Source organism: Pseudomonas sp. BC42, assembly GCF_021560055.1.
Lineage (GTDB): Bacteria > Pseudomonadota > Gammaproteobacteria > Pseudomonadales > Pseudomonadaceae > Aquipseudomonas.
Map to the genome: position 1 here is coordinate 5,216,727 of NZ_CP091067.1, position 18,221 is coordinate 5,234,947.

At 64.1% G+C, this 18,221-nt stretch carries 19 protein-coding genes; 11 read left to right on the top strand and 8 right to left on the bottom strand.

Annotation, left to right across the window (positions count from 1 at the left end):
• Positions 1 to 588, bottom strand: a complete 588-nt coding sequence (locus L1O02_RS23485; protein WP_016963902.1) for an anti sigma-E factor RseA C-terminal domain-containing protein — start codon at positions 586 to 588, stop codon at positions 1 to 3.
• Between the two features lie 31 nt (positions 589 to 619).
• Positions 620 to 1,201, bottom strand: coding sequence for an RNA polymerase sigma factor RpoE (gene rpoE / locus L1O02_RS23490; RefSeq protein WP_007930230.1), 582 nt, complete (start codon positions 1,199 to 1,201; stop codon positions 620 to 622).
• 557 nt (positions 1,202 to 1,758) lie between these two features.
• Between rpoE and nadB the strand changes: the two genes are divergently transcribed.
• Entirely contained in the window at positions 1,759 to 3,381 is a 1,623-nt protein-coding gene (nadB, locus tag L1O02_RS23495; protein WP_108544674.1) for an L-aspartate oxidase, read from the top strand.
• Here nadB and L1O02_RS23500 read toward each other — a convergent pair.
• Positions 3,344 to 3,796 (bottom strand): protein YgfX, encoded by a 453-nt coding sequence (locus L1O02_RS23500; RefSeq protein ID WP_235758810.1) that lies wholly within the window; start codon positions 3,794 to 3,796, stop codon positions 3,344 to 3,346. The two genes, nadB and L1O02_RS23500, sit on opposite strands and share 38 nt — an antisense overlap.
• Positions 3,780 to 4,034, bottom strand: coding sequence for a succinate dehydrogenase assembly factor 2 (locus L1O02_RS23505; protein WP_016963899.1), 255 nt, complete (start codon positions 4,032 to 4,034; stop codon positions 3,780 to 3,782). The genes L1O02_RS23500 and L1O02_RS23505 overlap by 17 nt, the downstream gene beginning before the upstream one ends.
• Before the next feature lie 149 nt (positions 4,035 to 4,183).
• On the opposite strand from L1O02_RS23505, the gene L1O02_RS23510 reads away from it, so the two are divergent.
• Entirely contained in the window at positions 4,184 to 5,125 is a 942-nt protein-coding gene (locus L1O02_RS23510) for a folate-binding protein YgfZ (protein WP_235758812.1), read from the top strand.
• A gap of 37 nt (positions 5,126 to 5,162) precedes the next feature.
• On the top strand, positions 5,163 to 5,984 hold the full coding sequence (locus L1O02_RS23515; RefSeq protein ID WP_060842730.1) for an HDOD domain-containing protein: 822 nt from the start codon (positions 5,163 to 5,165) through the stop codon (positions 5,982 to 5,984).
• Between the two features lie 3 nt (positions 5,985 to 5,987).
• Here L1O02_RS23515 and L1O02_RS23520 read toward each other — a convergent pair whose 3' ends face one another.
• Both L1O02_RS23520 and L1O02_RS23525 read right to left on the bottom strand, forming a co-directional pair.
• The gene (locus tag L1O02_RS23520; protein WP_060837989.1) at positions 5,988 to 7,373 is read right to left on the bottom strand and encodes a sensor histidine kinase; all 1,386 of its coding nucleotides are present in this window, start codon (positions 7,371 to 7,373) and stop codon (positions 5,988 to 5,990) included.
• The gene (locus tag L1O02_RS23525; protein ID WP_060837988.1) at positions 7,366 to 8,037 is read right to left on the bottom strand and encodes a response regulator; all 672 of its coding nucleotides are present in this window, start codon (positions 8,035 to 8,037) and stop codon (positions 7,366 to 7,368) included. Before L1O02_RS23525 ends, L1O02_RS23520 begins: the two co-directional genes overlap by 8 nt.
• 237 nt (positions 8,038 to 8,274) lie before the next feature.
• Here L1O02_RS23525 and L1O02_RS23530 point away from each other — a divergent pair, with 237 nt between their 5' ends.
• From L1O02_RS23530 to L1O02_RS23550, 5 genes are all read left to right on the top strand, one after another.
• Positions 8,275 to 9,567, top strand: coding sequence for an OprD family porin (locus L1O02_RS23530; RefSeq protein ID WP_108544670.1), 1,293 nt, complete (start codon positions 8,275 to 8,277; stop codon positions 9,565 to 9,567).
• 182 nt (positions 9,568 to 9,749) lie between these two features.
• Complete coding sequence (locus tag L1O02_RS23535) at positions 9,750 to 10,736, top strand: tripartite tricarboxylate transporter substrate binding protein (RefSeq protein WP_060837986.1); 987 nt, start codon at positions 9,750 to 9,752, stop codon at positions 10,734 to 10,736.
• A 58-nt stretch (positions 10,737 to 10,794) separates the two neighbouring features.
• Positions 10,795 to 11,253: a tripartite tricarboxylate transporter TctB family protein gene (locus L1O02_RS23540; RefSeq protein WP_060837985.1), complete on the top strand. Its 459-nt coding sequence runs from the start codon at positions 10,795 to 10,797 to the stop codon at positions 11,251 to 11,253.
• A gap of 1 nt (position 11,254) precedes the next feature.
• Positions 11,255 to 12,769, top strand: coding sequence for a tripartite tricarboxylate transporter permease (locus L1O02_RS23545; RefSeq protein ID WP_060837984.1), 1,515 nt, complete (start codon positions 11,255 to 11,257; stop codon positions 12,767 to 12,769).
• On the top strand, positions 12,762 to 13,793 hold the full coding sequence (locus tag L1O02_RS23550; RefSeq protein WP_060837983.1) for an AbrB family transcriptional regulator: 1,032 nt from the start codon (positions 12,762 to 12,764) through the stop codon (positions 13,791 to 13,793). Before L1O02_RS23545 ends, L1O02_RS23550 begins: the two co-directional genes overlap by 8 nt.
• A gap of 32 nt (positions 13,794 to 13,825) precedes the next feature.
• Here L1O02_RS23550 and ung read toward each other — a convergent pair whose 3' ends face one another.
• Complete coding sequence (gene ung / locus L1O02_RS23555; protein ID WP_060837982.1) at positions 13,826 to 14,518, bottom strand: uracil-DNA glycosylase; 693 nt, start codon at positions 14,516 to 14,518, stop codon at positions 13,826 to 13,828.
• A 132-nt stretch (positions 14,519 to 14,650) separates the two neighbouring features.
• Here ung and L1O02_RS23560 point away from each other — a divergent pair, with 132 nt between their 5' ends.
• Positions 14,651 to 15,763: an enoyl-CoA hydratase/isomerase family protein gene (locus L1O02_RS23560; RefSeq protein ID WP_235758815.1), complete on the top strand. Its 1,113-nt coding sequence runs from the start codon at positions 14,651 to 14,653 to the stop codon at positions 15,761 to 15,763.
• A 49-nt stretch (positions 15,764 to 15,812) separates the two neighbouring features.
• Here L1O02_RS23560 and L1O02_RS23565 read toward each other — a convergent pair whose 3' ends face one another.
• Positions 15,813 to 16,199 (bottom strand): hypothetical protein, encoded by a 387-nt coding sequence (locus tag L1O02_RS23565; RefSeq protein ID WP_082729322.1) that lies wholly within the window; start codon positions 16,197 to 16,199, stop codon positions 15,813 to 15,815.
• 303 nt (positions 16,200 to 16,502) lie between these two features.
• Between L1O02_RS23565 and L1O02_RS23570 the strand changes: the two genes are divergently transcribed.
• Together L1O02_RS23570 and L1O02_RS23575 are read left to right on the top strand one after the other, a co-directional pair.
• Positions 16,503 to 17,990, top strand: a complete 1,488-nt coding sequence (locus L1O02_RS23570; RefSeq protein WP_060837980.1) for a sensor domain-containing diguanylate cyclase — start codon at positions 16,503 to 16,505, stop codon at positions 17,988 to 17,990.
• On the top strand, positions 17,983 to 18,201 hold the full coding sequence (locus tag L1O02_RS23575) for a cysteine-rich CWC family protein (protein WP_060842727.1): 219 nt from the start codon (positions 17,983 to 17,985) through the stop codon (positions 18,199 to 18,201). Before L1O02_RS23570 ends, L1O02_RS23575 begins: the two co-directional genes overlap by 8 nt.
• Positions 18,202 to 18,221 lie beyond the last annotated feature (20 nt).

The window sequence follows — 18,221 nt, forward strand, 5'->3', positions numbered from 1 at the left end:
TTAGCGGTTTTCCAAGCTCGCCGCACGGGCATAAGGCAGTGCGCTTTCAGTGCCTTTGAGTGCAGCTTGCTGAGCATGCTGACGCAGGTAACTTGGCAGGCGCTGGTCGTGCCAGCCGGGCTGCCCTTGCAATACGCCATTGGCCATGGGGCCGGTGGCTTCCGAGCTCTCATTGTAGCCGGCCAATACAGCAGGGCCTTTGACTTGTGGAGCAGCCAGGGTTGGCTGACCCGCTTGCTGAGCGAGCTCAACACCAGCGATCTCGTCATGGTTGTACAGACGTACGCCAGCAAGTACCGCTACGGTCACAGACGCAGCCACTGCCAGACGACCCAGGCTGCGCCAAGGTCCACGAGACGCTTTGGCCGGTACAGCTTCATCGGCCAGGGCTGCAGAAACGGCAGCGGCAATGTCCAGACGCGGAAGCAGCAACTCCTTGTGCATGGCCGCCCGGGCGATTTGATAACGAGCCCAGGTCTCACGGGTTTCCACTTCGTCGACGGCATTCAATACCCGACGCAATTCCAGTTCGTCCGCTTCGTTATCCATCACCGCGGACAGCGATTCCTGCAGGGCTTCACGACTCATGGCGGTTCCTCTCTTGGCTGTCGCCGCTGTCTCAGGTTTCCTGCAACAACGGCTGCAGGGCTTTATCGATGGCTTCCCGAGCGCGGAAAATCCGGGAGCGCACGGTACCCACCGGACACTGCATGACGCTGGCAATGTCCTCGTAACTCAGACCATCGAATTCACGTAAAGTTAAGGCTGTACGCAAATCTTCAGGTAGTTGCTGAATGGTTCGATGGACGGTGCCTTCGATCTCATCCCGCAGCAATGCGCGTTCCGGCGATTCGAGATCCTTCAGGCCATGATCGCCGTCATAGAACTCCGCATCCTCAGAACTGACATCGCTATCCGGCGGCCGGCGGCCGCGTGAAACCAGATAGTTTTTCGCCGTGTTGATGGCGATACGGTACAGCCACGTATAGAACGCGCTGTCCCCCCGAAAATTACCTAGTGCACGGTAAGCCTTGATAAAGGCTTCTTGTGCGACATCCTGGGCTTCATGGGTGTCGTGCACGAAACGCACGATCAACCCGAGAATTTTGTGCTGGTATTTCAGCACGAGCAGATCGAACGCTCGCTTGTCGCCACGCTGAACGCGCTCGACCAGCTGCTGATCCTCTTCCTGGGTTAGCATGAACACTCCTCGATAAGCTCGGAGGAGGCTTGCATCACTAATCGATCAGGCTTGCAAACATAGACTCGGGCTTTTCGCAAAAGTTCTCCCCCTCCAAGCAAGTTTCCTGCGGGCTCTGATCCGGCACGCACGAAAAACGCAGCGCGGGCAAGGCCGGCTGCGCGAATAATCCTGTCGTCGATTTCCGTCACAAGGGACAGACTGCAAACCCTGGCCAGAACCGACGCTGTCCCTTCTTTCAGGCAACCTTCTATTGAGTTTGGGGCCTTGGCAAAAGTTCCCAATCTTTATAGCTGTGCCGAACGAAGATTGTGTAACGGTGAAGAGAAAAACCGCCTTACTTCTTCGATCAGCCCGCGCGGAAGCTGGAACGCCGCGAGTAGAGGCTGGCCGAGAGCAACGCTTTTGCTCAGCGAAGTCGCACAACGCCATGAAGGCGCGACTATTGTGCCGATCCCCCCCTCTATATACTAGTGGGCTGTATGGCTGCTTTGACTCGCCGATTCAGGCGTCTTGCGCCAACCCCGTATTGGGTCGCTTTGAGCGGAATCCTTCAAATGAGCCAACAGTTTCAACACGATGTTCTGGTGATAGGCAGCGGCGCCGCCGGCTTGAGCCTGGCCCTTAACCTGCCCAGCCACCTGCGTATTGCCGTCCTGAGCAAGGGCGACCTGGCCAACGGCTCGACCTACTGGGCCCAGGGCGGTGTAGCAGCCGTGCTGGACGATACCGACACCGTCGAGTCCCACGTCGATGACACCCTCAATGCCGGTGGCGGCCTGTGCCATGAAGATGCGGTGCGCTTTACCGTCGAGCACAGCCGTGAAGCCATCCAATGGCTGATCGACCAAGGCGTCCCCTTCACCCGGGACGAAGACGCCGGCAGCGATGAAAGCGGCTTCGAATTCCACCTGACCCGCGAAGGCGGCCACAGCCACCGACGAATCATCCATGCCGCAGACGCCACCGGCGCGGCGATCTTCAAGACGTTACTGGCCCAGGCCCGACAACACCCCAACATCGAGCTGCTGGAGCAAAGGGTCGCCGTCGACCTGATCACCGAAAAGCGCCTGGGCCTGGAAGGCGACCGCTGCCTGGGGGCCTACGTGCTCAATCGCGGCACCGGCGAAGTCGATACCTTCGGCGCGCGCTTCGTGATTCTCGCCTCCGGCGGCGCGGCCAAGGTCTACCTCTATACCAGCAACCCCGACAGCGCCTGCGGTGACGGCATCGCCATGGCCTGGCGCTCGGGCTGCCGGGTAGCCAACCTGGAATTCAATCAGTTCCACCCTACCTGCCTGTATCACCCGCTGGCCAAGAGTTTCCTGATCACCGAGGCCCTGCGCGGCGAAGGCGCCCACCTCAAGCTGCCCAACGGCGAACGTTTCATGCCGCGCTTCGATCCACGGGCCGAACTGGCTCCGCGGGATATCGTCGCCCGGGCCATCGACCACGAAATGAAGCGCCTGGGGATTGACTGCGTCTACCTGGACATCAGCCACAAGCCGGCCGAGTTCATCAAAAGCCACTTCCCGACGGTGTATGAACGCTGCCTGGAGTTTTCCATCGACATCACCCGGCAGCCGATCCCGGTGGTACCGGCGGCCCACTACACCTGTGGCGGGGTGATGGTCGACCAGCAGGGCCGCACCGACGTGCCCGGCCTGTACGCCATCGGCGAAACCAGCTTCACCGGCCTGCACGGGGCCAACCGCATGGCCAGCAACTCGCTGCTGGAGTGCTTCGTCTATGCCCGCTCGGCAGCCGCCGACATCCTTGAGCAACTGCCCCGGGTCTCGATTCCCGCCGCCCTGCCCGCCTGGGACGCGAGCCAGGTCACCGACTCCGACGAAGACGTGATCATTGCGCACAACTGGGATGAACTGCGGCGATTCATGTGGGACTACGTGGGTATCGTGCGCACCAACAAGCGCCTGCAACGGGCTCAGCATCGGGTGCGCCTGCTGTTGGATGAGATCGACGAGTTCTACAGCAACTACAAGGTCAGTCGCGACCTGATCGAGTTGCGCAACCTGGCCCAGGTCGCCGAGCTGATGATCCTTTCGGCCATGGAGCGCAAGGAAAGCCGCGGCCTGCACTACACACTCGACTACCCGCAGCTGCTGCCCGAGGCCCGGGACACTATTCTGCAGCCGCCCACCTACGCCGGCCGAACTTGAGCCGCACCCGCAGGCGCCGATGCACGTCGGCCGCCTGCGCATCCCGCGGGACGCACAGAGAACGCACCCACGGCTCGCCGCGCACACGAAAACGCAGGACCACGATCAGCGGCAACGCCAGGCTGTCAGGGCGCAGCTGCACCGCCTGCCAACCCTTGGCCGGGCTCCACAACTGCCAGCCCTGTGCCGAATGCCGCAAGCCGGTGAACGCCCGGGGGTGAGTCAGGAGAATCTGTCGAGGCAGCACCCAACCGGCATGCAACAGGCACAGCAACAATCCCAGGAACTGGGCGACAGGCGCGCACTGCAAAAGAAAAATGGCCGCCACGGCTAATGCCTGGGCCATCAGGTAGGCCGCCAGCAGTTGCCTTGAAGCACGCCAGCGGCACTCGAACAGGCTACTTGGGTTGGACACGGTCCAGAATCATGCGAACCATGCGCTGCAGCTCAGGGTCCTCGGACTCGCTGCGCTCCATGAACCAGCCGAACATGTCCTGATCCTCGCACTCCAGCAGCTTGCGATAGCACTCGCGATCAGTCTCATCGAGATGCGGGTACACCTCCCTGACGAACGGCACCAGCAACACGTCCAGCTCAAGCATGCCGCGACGGCTGTGCCAGTAGAGGCGATTCAGTTCAACATCTTCAACCATGGAGCGCTCCTCAAATAGAGCGCAAGTATACAGCCCGGGGAACACGAGAACAGTCGGCTTTGGTCGGTCACCGGCTATCCTTTGTGAACTATCCATTTCAGGGGCGCCCCCTTATGATGTGCCCCAGACTTTTTACCCTGCGATGAACCATGGCTGACTCCGCTTTTTTCTGCCCCCTGTCCCACGAAGGCGTCCTCGCCGTCCGCGGCCCTGATGCCAGCAAATTCCTTCAGGGTCAGTTGACCTGCAACCTCAATTACCTCAGCGACAGCCAATCCAGCCTCGGCGCGCGCTGCAACCAGAAAGGTCGCATGCAGTCGAGTTTCCGCATCCTTCTGCAAGGGGACGGTTGCCTGCTGGCCATGGCCCGTGAACTGCTCGAACCGCAACTGGCGGACCTGAAGAAGTACGCCGTGTTCTCCAAGGCCACGCTCAGCGACGAAAGCGCCAGCTGGGTGCGTTTCGGCCTTGCTGGCGGCGACGCCACCCTCGGCGGCCTGGGCCTCGCACTGCCCCAGGAAGACGGCGCCGTGGTCCGGACCGAGGACCTGATGGCCATACGCGTGTCCAGCGACCGCGCCGAACTCTGGGTCCCGGCTGAACAGGCTGAGCACCGGGCCCGGCAATTGGCCGCGCAACTGCCCGAGGGCGAGCTCAACCAGTGGCTGCTGGGCCAGATCCGCGCCGGCCTCGGCCAGGTCATGGCACAGACCCGCGAGCTGTTCATTCCACAGATGCTCAACCTGCAGGCCGTGGGTGGCGTCAGCTTCAAGAAGGGCTGCTACACCGGCCAGGAAATCGTCGCCCGCATGCAGTACCTGGGCAAGCTCAAGCGCCGCCTCTACCGCCTCGCCCTGCCCGCAGGCGAGCTTCCCGTCCCGGGCACCCCGCTGTTCTCCCCCACCCACGGCAGCGCCATCGGTGAAGTGGTGCTGGCCGCCCAGGCGACCGATCAGGTGGAACTGCTGGCCGTATTGCAGGCCGAGGCGGTGGAAGACGGCAACCTGCACCTGGGGACACTCGAAGGACCCGGTCTGCACTTGCTGGATCTGCCATACGAGCTGGACCGCGATCGCGAAATCCAGCGCTGATCGACACCCCTTCCCTGCAACACCCTAGAGAACTGAAATGACTGAGCTGGCGCAAAAGGTCCAACGGGATTTGGTGGAGGCCATCGACAACGATGACCTGGTCCTGCCAACCCTGCCGGAGGTGGCCATGCAGATTCGCCAGGCCGCCGAAGACCCGGAAATCAGCGTCAGTACCCTGAGCAAAGTGATAGGCCGCGACACCGCGTTGTCGGCGCGACTGATCAAGGTGGTCAACAGTCCCCTGCTGCGGGCGACCCAGGAAGTCACCGACCTGCACACCGCGATCACCCGCCTGGGGGTCAACTACAGCAGCAACCTGGCCATCGGCCTGGTGATGGAGCAGATCTTCAACGCCCGCTCCGAAGTGGTTGCTCAAAAGATGCACGACGTCTGGCGCCGCAGCCTGGAAGTGGCCGGGGTCAGCTACGCCCTGTGTCGCAGCTACACACAGCTCAAGCCCGACCAGGCGGCCCTGGGCGGACTGGTGCACCAGATCGGCGTACTGCCGATCCTGACCTACGCCGAAGACCATTACGAACTGCTGTCCGACCCGGTCAGCCTCAACCACGTGATCGAGCGTATCCACCCGTTGCTGGGAGACAAGCTGCTGCGGGTCTGGGAGTTCCCCGAGCAACTGGTGGCAATCCCCGGGCAGTACCTGCACTTCGACCGCCAGAGCGCCGGGATCGACTACGTCGATCTGGTGCAGGTGGCGACCCTGTACTGCCACAAGGACACTGATCACCCACTCTCGCGGATCGACGCCTTCAGCGTGCCGGCCTTCAAGAAGCTGGGGATCGACCCGGAAAACCAGGCCGTGTGCAACGACCTGCAAGCATCCCGCTCAATGCTCTACTGATGCTCATCCGGCGATGAAGCTCACCCGCACCTTCAGCCCCGAAGGCTCGCCGTCATGCAGGCTGATCTGGGCCAGATGGGCGCGACAGATTTCCCCCACGATCGCCAAGCCCAATCCCGAACCGGCCACCTGCTGATTGCGTCGATAGAAACGCTCGAAGACCCGGTCCCGATCCTCCTGGGGAATCCCCGGCCCATCGTCCTCCACCTCCAGCACGCCCGGCGCAAAGACCCGCAGCACCACATTGCCGCCCGGTGGCGTGTGGGCCAGGGCGTTGTCCACCAGGTTGCTCAGCAACTCGTTGAGCAAGGTCGGCTCGCCCTTGAGCCACACCGGCTCATCGGCCTCCAGCGCCAGGGCCACGCCCCGGGCATGGGCCAGGGGCGCCATGGCCATGCCCAGTTCCCGAGCCAGCTGGCTCAGATCGAGCAACTGCGCACCGCCTTCGGCAATGGCCCGGGCGCCGTTTTCCACCCGAGCCAGGGACAGCAGTTGATTGGCCAGGTGAGTCAGGCGATCGGTGCCCTGGGCCGCGCTGTCCAGGGTCGAACGCCAGGTCTGCGGTTCATCGGAGCGCAGGCCCAGTTCCAGGCGGGCCTTGAGTGCCGCCAGGGGCGTGCGCAACTCATGGGCGGCCTCGGCAATGAACTGCGCCTGGCGCTCGAACTGACCGCGCAGGCGTTCGGTGAAATGATTCAAGGCCCGCACCAGGGGCCACAACTCGCGCTGCACCGACACCAGCGGCAGTGGCCGCAAGTCATCGGGCTGACGCTCCTCCACCGCACCGCGCAAACGCTCCAGTGGCCGCAGCGCGGCACTCACCGCAAACCACACCAGCAGCAACGCCCCGATGGCCAGCATGCCCAGGCGCAGCAAGGTATCGGCCATCAGGCTGCGGGCCATGGCGACCCGCGCTTCGTCGGTCTCGGCCACGCGGATTTCCGCCATGCCATTCATGTTCGGCTCGCTGACCGCCTTGAGCAGGCTCACCACCCGCACGTTCTGCCCCTGGTAAGTGGCGTCATAGAAGCGCGCCAGGGCCGGGTAGTCATCGGTACGCGGGGTGCCCGGCGGCGGACCGGGGAGGTTTTCGTAGCCGGAAATCAGTTGCTGGTGAATGTCGTTGACCTGGTAGTAGATGCGTCCGGCACTGTCGTAGGCAAAGGTGTCCAGGGCCACATAGGGCACATTGGCGCTCAGGCTGCCGTCACGCTGGGACAGGCCGGCGGCGATGGTCCGCGCCGAGGCCAGCAGGGTCCGGTCATAGGCGGTGTCGGCGGCCTCGCGGCCGTTCCAGTAGGCACTCAAGCCGCTGGCCAGCATCAGCACCACCAGCAGCAGTGCCAGGTTCCACAGCAACCGCCAGCGCAGGCTGCTGGGCTTATGCATCGCGACTTTCCAGCAAGTAGCCCAGGCCGCGGAAGGTGACGATCGCCACCGCCTGGCCATCGAGCTTCTTGCGCAGGCGATGGACATAGATCTCGATGGCGTCCGGGCTGGCTTCCTCGTCCAGACCGAACACCTGGGACGCCAGCTGCTCCTTGCTCATCACCCGGCCAGGACGGGCAATCAATGCCTCCAGCACGGCCTGCTCGCGGGACGTCAGGGTCAGCAGTTCCTCGCCCAGGGTGAAGCGTCGGGTGTCCAGGTCATAGGCCAGCACCCCGCAGCGCTGCTGGCGTTCGCCGCCCAGCACGCTGCGGCGCAACAGGGCCTTGACCCGGGCTTCCAGCTCGGTCAATTCGAACGGCTTGGCCAGGTAATCGTCGGCTCCCAGGTTCAGACCGTGAACCCGGTCCTTGACGTCGCTGCGGGCAGTGAGCATCAGCACCGGCAGGTTCTTGCCCCGGGCACGCAAGCGCGCCAGTACCTCGAAACCGTCCATGCGCGGCAGGCCGACATCGAGGATCGCCACAGCGTACTCCTCGCTGCCCAGGGCCAGGTCGGCGGCCACGCCATCGTGCAGCACATCCACGGTCAGGCCGGTGCTCTTGAGCGCCTGGGCGACACTTTCGGCCAGTTGCAGATGGTCTTCGACGAGCAGGACTCGCATGGATGATTACCTCGTTTCAGGGGGGATCGACGCCGCTCTTTGGCGCGGAGTGTACCGCCGCATCCGCCGCTGTGAAGCCCGAAAACCGGGAAAATGCACTGAAAGGTTAGCGAAAGGTTGGCCCTTTAGAGTCCCGTTACGGACAGTCTCGACTGCCCTGGTCTCAACGACCGCTGACACGCAAAACGCCTCGAAGCGTTTTCGTCGACAATAAGAACAATAACGGAGTACCCCTGGATGCCGTCCACGCGCCCTCACGCCGTCACACCTGTGTTTTTTTCCCGTCTGACCCCGACCGCCCTGGCCAGCGCCGCGGCCCTCGCCGGTGTCGCGCCCTTCAGCCAAGCCGCCTTCTTCGAAGACAGCAGCGCCACCTTCGAAACCCGCAACATGTACTTCAACCGCGACTTTCGCGATGGCACCAGCGCCCAGCAGTCCAAGCGCGACGAATGGGCCCAGGGCTTCATGCTCAACCTGCAGTCGGGCTACACCGAAGGCACGGTGGGCTTCGGCGTCGACGCCCTGGGCATGCTGGGGGTCAAGCTCGACTCCAGCCCCGACCGCACCGGCACCGGCCTGCTGCCGACCCACGATGACGGACGCGCCGCCGACCAGTACTCCAAGCTCGGCCTGACCGGCAAAGTGAAGATCTCCGCCACCGAACTGAAAATCGGCAGCCTGATTCCCGAGTTGCCGATCCTCAAGCCCAACGACGGGCGCATTCTGCCGCAGACCTTCGAAGGCGGCTTGCTGACCTCCAAGGAGATCAAGAACCTGACCTTCACCGGCGGCCGCCTGGACAAGGCCAAGGACCGCGACGACAGCAACTACGAGGACATCCGCCTCAACAACAAGAACAGCCGCTTCGCCGGCACCGTGGCCGGCAAGCACTTCAACTTCGGCGGCCTGGACTACAAGTTCACCGACAAGATCACCGGCAGCTATCACTTCGCCCAACTGGACGACGTCTACAACCAGCACTTCCTCGGCCTGGTCGCGTCCCGCCCCCTGGGGCCTGGCACCTTCGCCAGCGACCTGCGCCTGGCCATCAGCGACGACCAGGGCCAGGCCCGGGGCGGCAAGATCGACAACAGGTCCCTCAACGGCCTGTTGAGCTACGCCCTCAACGGCCACAAACTCAGCGCCGGCTATCAGCACATGTCCGGCGACAGCGCCTTCCCCTATGTCGATGGCAGCGACCCGTACCTGGTGAACTTCGTGCAGATCAACGATTTCGCCGGTGCCGAGGAGCGTTCCTGGCAGGCCCGCTACGACTACGACTTCGCCAAGCTCGGGGTGCCCGGCCTGAGTTTCATGACCCGCTACATCAGCGGCGACAACATCGCCCTGAAAAACGGCGACACCGGCAAGGAGTGGGAGCGCAACACCGAGATCAAGTACGTGGTGCAAAGCGGCACCTTCAAGGACGTTGCGGTGCGCCTGCGCAACGCCACCTACCGCTCCAACTATTCGGCTCGCGACGCCGATGAAGTGCGCCTGCTGGTGAGTTACGCCGTAGCCCTGTGGTAAGCCCGCGCGCACGCCTCGTATCTCACCGTTTCAGCGTTTTGTAGGCGCTGGCTTGCCAGCGAAGAGGCCCGCCAGCCCGACACCCGGCTCAAGGGCTCCTTCGCCGGTCAGCCGGCCGCTGCGGAACAAGGGTCGGGGATGACCCGGACAGACCGATAACAACAACTCCTGTGGAGACAATCATGGACTTTTCACTGCGCAACCTTGCCCTCACCGCCGGCTGCATGCTGTTCGCCGGCCAGTTGCTGGCCGCATCCGCCGAGCCCAAGCGCCCGGAATGCATCGCCCCGGCCTCCCCGGGCGGCGGCTTCGACCTGACCTGCAAGCTGGCGCAAAGCGCGCTGGTCAACGAGAAGATTCTGACCAAGCCGATGCGCGTGACCTACATGCCCGGCGGAGTCGGTGCCGTGGCCTACAACGCGGTGGTGGCCCAGCGCCCGGCCGACGCCGGGACCCTGGTGGCCTGGTCCAGCGGCTCGCTGCTGAACCTGGCCCAGGGCAAGTTCGGCCGTTTCGATGAAAGCGCGGTGCGCTGGCTGGCGGCGGTCGGCACCAGCTACGGCGCTATCGCGGTGAAAAGCGACTCGCCCTACAAGACCCTCGACGATCTGGTCCAGGCTCTTAAGAAAGATCCAAGCAAGGTGGTGATAGGTTCCGGCGGCACCGTGGGCAGTCAGGACTGGATGCAGACCGCGCTGATCGCCAAGGCCGCCGGGATCAACCCCCGGGACCTGCGCTACGTCGCCCTGGAAGGCGGCGGTGAAATCGCCACCGCCCTGCTGGGTGGGCACATCCAGGTGGGCAGCACCGACATTTCCGACTCCATGCCGCATATCCAGGCCGGCGACATGCGCCTGCTGGCGGTGTTCTCCGAACAGCGTCTGGACGAGCCGGAAATGAAAGACATCCCCACCGCCAAGGAACAGGGCTACGACATCGTCTGGCCGGTGGTACGCGGTTTCTACCTCGGGCCGAAGGTCACCGACGAGGAGTACGCCTGGTGGAAAAACGCCTTCGACAAGCTGCTGGCCTCCGAAGAGTTCGCCAAGCTGCGTGATCAGCGCGAGCTGTTCCCCTTCGCCCTGACCGGCCCCGAGCTGGACACCTACGTGAAAAAGCAGGTGGCCGACTACAAGACCCTGGCCAAAGAGTTCGGCCTGATCCAGTGACCGTCCCTTGCTGACGGCCCGGCCCTCGCGCATCGGGGGCCGCGCCCGGGAGTTAACCATGCTCGTTCAACGTCTCTTCGCCGCGGTGTTGCTGCTGGCCTGTGCCGCTCTGGCACTGATGGCCTGGCCGTACCAGGCGGCCTTTTCCTACGAACCCGTGGGCCCGCGGGCCTTCCCTCTGCTGATGCTCGGCCTGATGGGCCTGGCCTTGCTGTACATGCTGGTGCGCCCGACGCCGATCAAGCACAGCGAAGACGAACCGCCCCTGGACCGGGCCACCCTGAACAAGATCACGATCTGCGTGGCCTTGCTGCTGGTGTTCGCCGGCACCTTCGAACCCCTGGGGTTCATCGTCGCCAGCATCCTCATCGGTGTACCCATGGCCCGGCTTTACGGCGGCCGCTGGCTGCCCAGCCTGATCATCATCAGCCTGCTCAGTGTCGGCCTCTACTGGCTGTTCGACCGGGTCATGGACGTGCCTCTGCCCCTCGGCCTGCTCGACGTTCTGGAGAATTGATATGGATACCCTCAGTTACCTGGGCCAGGGCTTCGGCGTTGCACTGACCCCCTACAACCTGGTCACCGCCCTGTCCGGCACCCTGATCGGCACCGTGGTCGGGCTGCTGCCGGGCCTGGGCCCGATCAACGGCGTGGCGCTGCTGATCCCCATCGCCTTCGCCCTGGGCCTGCCGCCGGAATCGGCGCTGATCCTGCTGGCGGCGGTCTACCTGGGCTGCGAATACGGCGGCCGCATCAGCTCGATCCTGCTGAACATTCCCGGTGAAGCCTCCACCGTGATGACCACCCTCGACGGCTACCCCATGGCGCGCAAGGGCCTGGCGGGCGTGGCCCTGTCGCTGTCGGCCTGGAGCTCGTTCATCGGCGCCTTCATCGCCACCTGCGGCATGGTGCTGTTCGCCCCGCTGCTGGCCAAGTGGGCGATCGCCTTCGGCCCGGCGGAGTACTTCGTGCTGATGGTATTCGCCATCGTCTGCCTGGGCGGGATGGCCGGCGACCGGCCGTTGAAGACCTTCATCGCCGCGCTGATCGGGCTGTTCCTGTCGGCGGTCGGCATCGACGCCAACAGCGGCGTGTACCGCTTCACCGGGGACAACATCCACCTCACCGACGGCATCCAGTTCGTGGTGCTGGTGCTGGGCCTGTTCTCCATCAGCGAGATCCTGTTGCTGCTGGAGAAGACCCATCGCGGCCAGGAAGCGGTAAAAGCCACCGGGCGCATGATGTTCAACATCAAGGAAGCGGCCTCGGTGTTCGCGGTGAACATCCGCTGCGGCCTGCTGGGCTTCATCATGGGAGTGCTGCCCGGCGCCGGCGCGACCCTGGCCAGCGCCGTGGCCTACATGACCGAGAAGCGCATCGCCGGTGCCAGCGGCACCTTCGGCGAAGGCGACAAGCGTGGCCTGGCCGCCCCGGAAACCGCCATCGGCGCCTCGGCCTGCGGCGCCCTGGTGCCGATGCTGACCCTCGGCGTACCCGGCTCCGGCACCACCGCGGTGATGATCGGCGCCCTGTCGCTGTACAACATCACCCCCGGTCCGCTGCTGTTCCAGCAGCAACCAGACATCGTCTGGGGCCTGATCGCCTCGTTGTTCATCGCCAACATCATGCTGGTGATCCTCAACATCCCGATGATCCGCCTCTTCACCCGTATCCTCGCGGTGCCGAACTGGGCCCTGGTGCCGGTGATCGCGATCATTACCGGGATCGGCGTCTACGCGGTGCACGCCACCACCTTCGACCTGTTTTTGATGGTCGGTATCGGCATCTTCGGCTACATCCTGCGCAAGCTGGACTTCCCGTTGTCGCCGGTGCTGCTGGGCTTCATCCTCGGCGGACTGATGGAACAGAACCTGCGCCGGGCGCTGTCGATTTCCAACGGCGCCATGGAGATTCTCTGGTCGAGCCCGATCACGGTCGGGGTCTGGGTGCTGACCGTGATCATGCTGCTGATGCCGCTGCTGCGCATCTGGCGCAAGCGCGCGGCCCAGCAACGTGCCGTGGCCGATGTCTGACGCCCGCTTCCGGCAATGGTGGGGCACGCCCCTGGTGGGTCTGGCTGGCGGTTACCTGGCCAGCCAGATCGGCTGGCCGCTGCCGTGGATGGTCGGCTCGCTGCTGGCGATCATCCTGGTGCGCTGCCTGACGCCCTGGCAGTTGGCGGAGATCCCCGGCGGGCGCAAAGGCGGGCAATGGGTGGTGGGCATCGGCATCGGCCTGCACTTCACTCCGCAGGTGATGGAGCAGGTGCTGAGCCATTTCGGCCTGATCTTCTTCGGTGCCCTGGTCACCAGCCTGTCCAGCGTGGTTGGGGTCTGGTTGCTGCGACGCACCGGGGAAGACCGGGCCACGGCATTCTTCTCCAGCATGCCCGGCGGCTCCGGGGAGATGGTCAATCTCGGCGCCCGTAACGGTGCGGTGCTCAGTCGGGTAGCGGCCGGGCAGAGCCTGCGGGTGCTGACGGTGGTGCTCTGTGTGCCGGCGGCGTTCAAGTACCTGCTGGGGGAAGGCACCCCGTCCCTGCAGGCAAGCAGCGTGGACTGGCAGTGGCTGGCCCTGCTGTTTCCGGCTGGAGCGCTGCTGGCCTGGCTCTGGCAACGCCTGCGCCAGCCCAATCCCTGGCTGTTCGGGCCCTTGCTGCTCAGCGCGACGGCGAGCATCGCCTGGGACCTGCACATCGGCCTGCCCGACGGCGCCAGCCAGATCGGCCAGTGGCTGATCGGCAGTGGCCTGGGCTGTCATTTCAACCGAGAGTTCTTCCGTCGGGCGCCCTCGTTCATGGGCCGCACCCTGATCGGCACCGCCCTGACCATGCTGATGGCCGGCCTCGCGGCCCTGGGCCTGAGTGTGTTGACCCGCCTCGATCTGCGGTCGCTGACCCTGGGCATGATGCCCGGCGGCATTGCGGAGATGAGCCTGACAGCGGAGGTCCTGCAACTGTCGGTGCCACTGGTGACGGCGATGCAGGTCATGAGGTTGTTGTTCGTGCTGTTTCTCGCCGAGCCCCTGTTCCGCCACTGGAACAAAGGCCCCCTGTAGCCGCAGCCTGCGCAGCGGCTACAGGATTGGCCTTACAACGGCGGCAGGCGCCACTCGATCGGCGTCTCGCCATTCTGCTCCAGGTACTTGTTGGTCCGGCTGAAGTGCCCGCAACCGAGGAAGCCACGGTAGGCCGACAGCGGCGACGGGTGCACCGAGGTCAGCACCAGGTGCTTGGTGGCGTCGATCAGTTTCTGCTTGCTCTGGGCATGGGCGCCCCACAGCAGGAACACCAGATGCGGCTGATGCTCGCTGACCACCTCGATGATCCGATCGGTGAAAAACTGCCAGCCCTTGCCCGCGTGGGAGGCGGCGTTGGCCCGCTCCACGGTCATGGTGGTGTTGAGCATCAGCACGCCCTGGTCGGCCCAGCTTTGCAGGTAGCCGTGGTTGGGAATGTCGATGTTCAGGTCGCGCTTGAGCTCTTTATAGATGTTCACCAGCGACGGCGGCGCCGGCACTCCGGGCTGCACCGAGAAGCACAGGCCGTGGGCCTGGCCCGGTCCGTGGTACGGGTCCTGGCCGAGAATCACCACCTTGACCTTGTCCAGCGGCGTCGAGTTCAGGGCGTTGAAGATCATCGGTCCCGGCGGGTAGATTTCCTTGCCGGCGGCATGTTCCCGGCGCAGGAACTCGCGAAGTTCGCTCATGTAGGGCTGCTCGAATTCGGCACGCAGGGCCTCCTTCCAGCTCGGTTCGAGTTTGATACGATCGTCAGCAGTCATGGCCAGGCCCGTGAAAAAACAATGGCCGCACCCTAGGAAAGCCGACTTCGCTTGTCAATTGATCTGACACGGAACCGGCACTTTCCCTACCAGCGATCATACTGATCGCTTCTATTGCTCCTCGAGGTCACGATGAACCTGCACGTCGAAGAACTCACCGGCAGCGATGGCGCCCGCATCGCCATTGCCACCCTGGACGCGGAAAAATCCCTGAACGCCCTGTCGCTGCCGATGATCCAGCAACTGAGCGAACGCCTCGACGCCTGGGCCAAGGACCCGCAAGTGGTCTGCGTGCTGTTGCGCGGCAACGGCGCCAAGGCCTTCTGTGCCGGTGGCGAAGTGCGCAGCCTGGCCCAGGCGTGCCTGGATCATCCGGGTGAAGTACCGGCCTTGGCCGGGCATTTTTTCGCTGCGGAATACCGTCTCGACTATCGCCTGCACACCTACCCCAAGCCGGTGATCTGCTGGGGCCACGGCTATGTACTGGGCGGCGGCATGGGCTTGCTGCAAGGGGCCGGCATCCGCATCGTCACCCCCAGCAGTCGCCTGGCGATGCCGGAAATCAGCATCGGCCTGTATCCCGATGTCGGCGCCAGCTGGTTCCTTTCACGGATGCCCGGCAAGCTCGGCCTGTTTCTCGGGCTCACCGGGGCCCATATGAATGGCCGCGATGCCCTGGACCTGGGCCTCGCCGACCGCTTCCTGCTGGATGAGCAACAGGAAACGCTGATCGAAGGCTTGCTGCAGTTGAACTGGCAGGAACAGACCCCGCGGCAGCTCAACAGCCTGCTCAAGGCCTTGCAGCACGAAGCCCTGGCGCAACTGCCCGACGCCCAGTGGCTGCCGCGCCGGGCGCAGATCGACGAATGGCTGGATGTCAGTGACGTGGCCTGCGCCTGGCGCGCCGTCAGCCAGTTGCAGCATCACGACGATGCCCTCTACCAACGCGCGGCCCAGACCCTCGCCCAGGGCTGCCCGCTGACGGCCCACCTGGTCTGGGAACAGATCCGCCGCGCCCGCTACCTGTCGCTGGCCGAGGTGTTCCAGATGGAGTACACCCTGAGCCTGAACTGCTGCCGGCATCCGGAGTTTGCCGAGGGCGTGCGTGCGCGCCTGATCGACAAGGATCATCAACCGCACTGGCATTGGGCGGATATCAATCAGGTGCCCGAGGCCGTGGTCGAAGCGCACTTCCACAAGGCCTGGGAAGGTCGCCATCCCCTGGCGGACCTGACGGATTACTAAAAAGCCCGTAGCCACCACCGGCGGCTACGGGCTCCAGGCCCCGGTACAATCAGTGGCCGCGCCCACCCCGTCCATGGTCGCCACGGCCACGCCCGCCGTGACCGCCCCAGTCCTGATTGCCACCGTTGTCGTTGTTCCAGTTGCCGTGGCGCTCATGCCCGCCCCAACCCTGCGCGGGATAAGGTCGGTAGCCCGCCCGGGGGACCTGGTAGTAACGCGGAGCCGGTGCGTAATAACGCGGCGCCGGCTGGTAGTAGCGTGGGGTGTAGTAGCTGCGTCCGGTCGAGTAATAGGAAGCGCCGCCACCGTAGTAATAGGCCGGTGCCGGGGCACTGTAGACCTCGGAGCTGTAGTAGCTTGAGCCTCCATCGTAATAAGGGACACACGCGCCAAGACTCAAACCCAGTAATGCAACAAGCAGAAGTCGACGATACATGGCGGCCTCCTGGACCGCGAAGAAGCCACGCCAGCGACGCTGGCAGGCGGCAATCAGCAACAGGCTGACTGACGCAATATCTGACCGCAAAAATGCCTTCTGGTGCGATTCTGGCAACACATTGATACAAGTCATGCGACCGCTGGTAGGCCCCCGCCCATGGCGTCTCAAGGCCTGGGCCGACGGCGGTGCAAGAAGTGTTTGCAACGTATCAATGCCCAGACAATTCCGTGCGCTGTTGAACAAGTCATTTGTCCGCCGTGCCACTAGAATGCGTCATCGGGCCACTATCACGGAATCGCCATGCCGCTTCGTTCTCCCCTGTATTCGCAACGTTCGCTGGTGCTGGTCCTGATCACCCTGCTGGGCAGTGGCTTCCTCGCCACCTCCCTGCTCAGCTACTACGCCTCGCGGGATTCGATCCGCGACAACATCGTCAACACCGAACTGCCGCTGACTTCCGACACCGTGTATTCGGAAATCCAGAAGGACCTGGTACGGCCGGTGCTCATCTCCTCGATGATGGCCCGCGACACCTTCATGCGTGACTGGGTGGTGGCCGGCGAGCGCGACCCCAGCCAGATGACCCGCTACCTCAACGAGGTCATGACCCACTACGACGCCTACACCGCCTTCTTCGTCTCCAACACCAGCCTCACCTACTACCAGGCCAAGGGCGTGCTGAAGAAGATCAAGGTCGATGAGCCCCGGGACGCCTGGTACTTTCGCGTGCGCAATATGGCGACGCCCTACGAAATCAACGTCGACCCGGACCTGGCCAATCAGGACAAACTGACCTTCTTCATCAACTACAAGGTCTACGACTACCAGGACCGCTTCATCGGCGCCGCTGGCGTCGGCCTGACGGTGGACGCGGTGATCAAGCTGATCGACAAGTACCAGCAGCGCTACCAGCGCAGCGTGTACTTCGTCGACACCTTCGGGCGCATCGTGCTGACCGGTGCCGATGGCGGTCCCCAGGGTGCCCGCAGTGGCCAGTCCCTGCATGATCTGGCAAGCCTCAAGGAACTGATGGCCCAACTGCCCAAGCCCCACAGCGGCAGCTATGAATACTCGACCCAGGGCCAGGGGCATTTTCTCAATGTGCGCTTCATTCCCGAACTGAACTGGTACCTGTTCGTCGACAAGCGCGAAGACGGCGCCCTCAACGGCATCCGCCAGTCGCTGTACCTTAACCTGCTGATCTGCCTGGTGATCACCGCCATCGTGCTGATCCTGCTCAGCGGCGTGGTGCGCCGCTACCAGCGCAAGATCGAAACCCAGGCCACCCTCGACAGCCTGACCCGTCTGCCCAACCGCCGCGGTTTCGACCTGCTGGCGGCCCAGGCCCTGCAAGAGGCGCGACGCGACTTGACGCCGCTCTGCGCCCTGCTGCTGGACCTGGATCACTTCAAGCGCCTCAACGATACCTACGGCCACCTGGCCGGGGACCAGGTGCTCAGCGGCTTCGCCCGGGACCTGCAGGACTGCCTGCGCCAGTCCGATATCGTCTGTCGCTGGGGCGGCGAGGAATTCATCGTCCTGCTCAAGGACACCGAGAGCGGGCCCGCCCTGCAGATCGCCGAAAAGATTCGTCTGCTGACCGAACGGCAGCGCTACTACTATGAAGGGCAACCCCTGCAACTGACCGTCAGTATCGGCTTGACCGCCCTGCAACCGGCAGACACCCTGCACAGCCTGCTGTCCCGTGCCGACCATGCGATGTATCGCGCCAAGCAAAGTGGACGTAATCGAACCTGCGTGGAAATGCCTCACTCCAGCCATGAATGAACCTGACCTTTGCCCGGCCTGCGGTGCCCGCAACGACTGCGCCCTGGCCGACCCACGCACGGCGGACCGAGCCTGCTGGTGCTACAGCGTGAGCATCGACCCGGCCATCATCGAGGCCCTGGCGCCCCAACTGCGCGACCGTGCCTGCCTGTGCCCACGCTGCGCCGGGGTCGAGGCGCAGCTGCGCGCCGGCACCCTGCCCCGCTCCTGAAACCCGTCCCCTTCCACTGC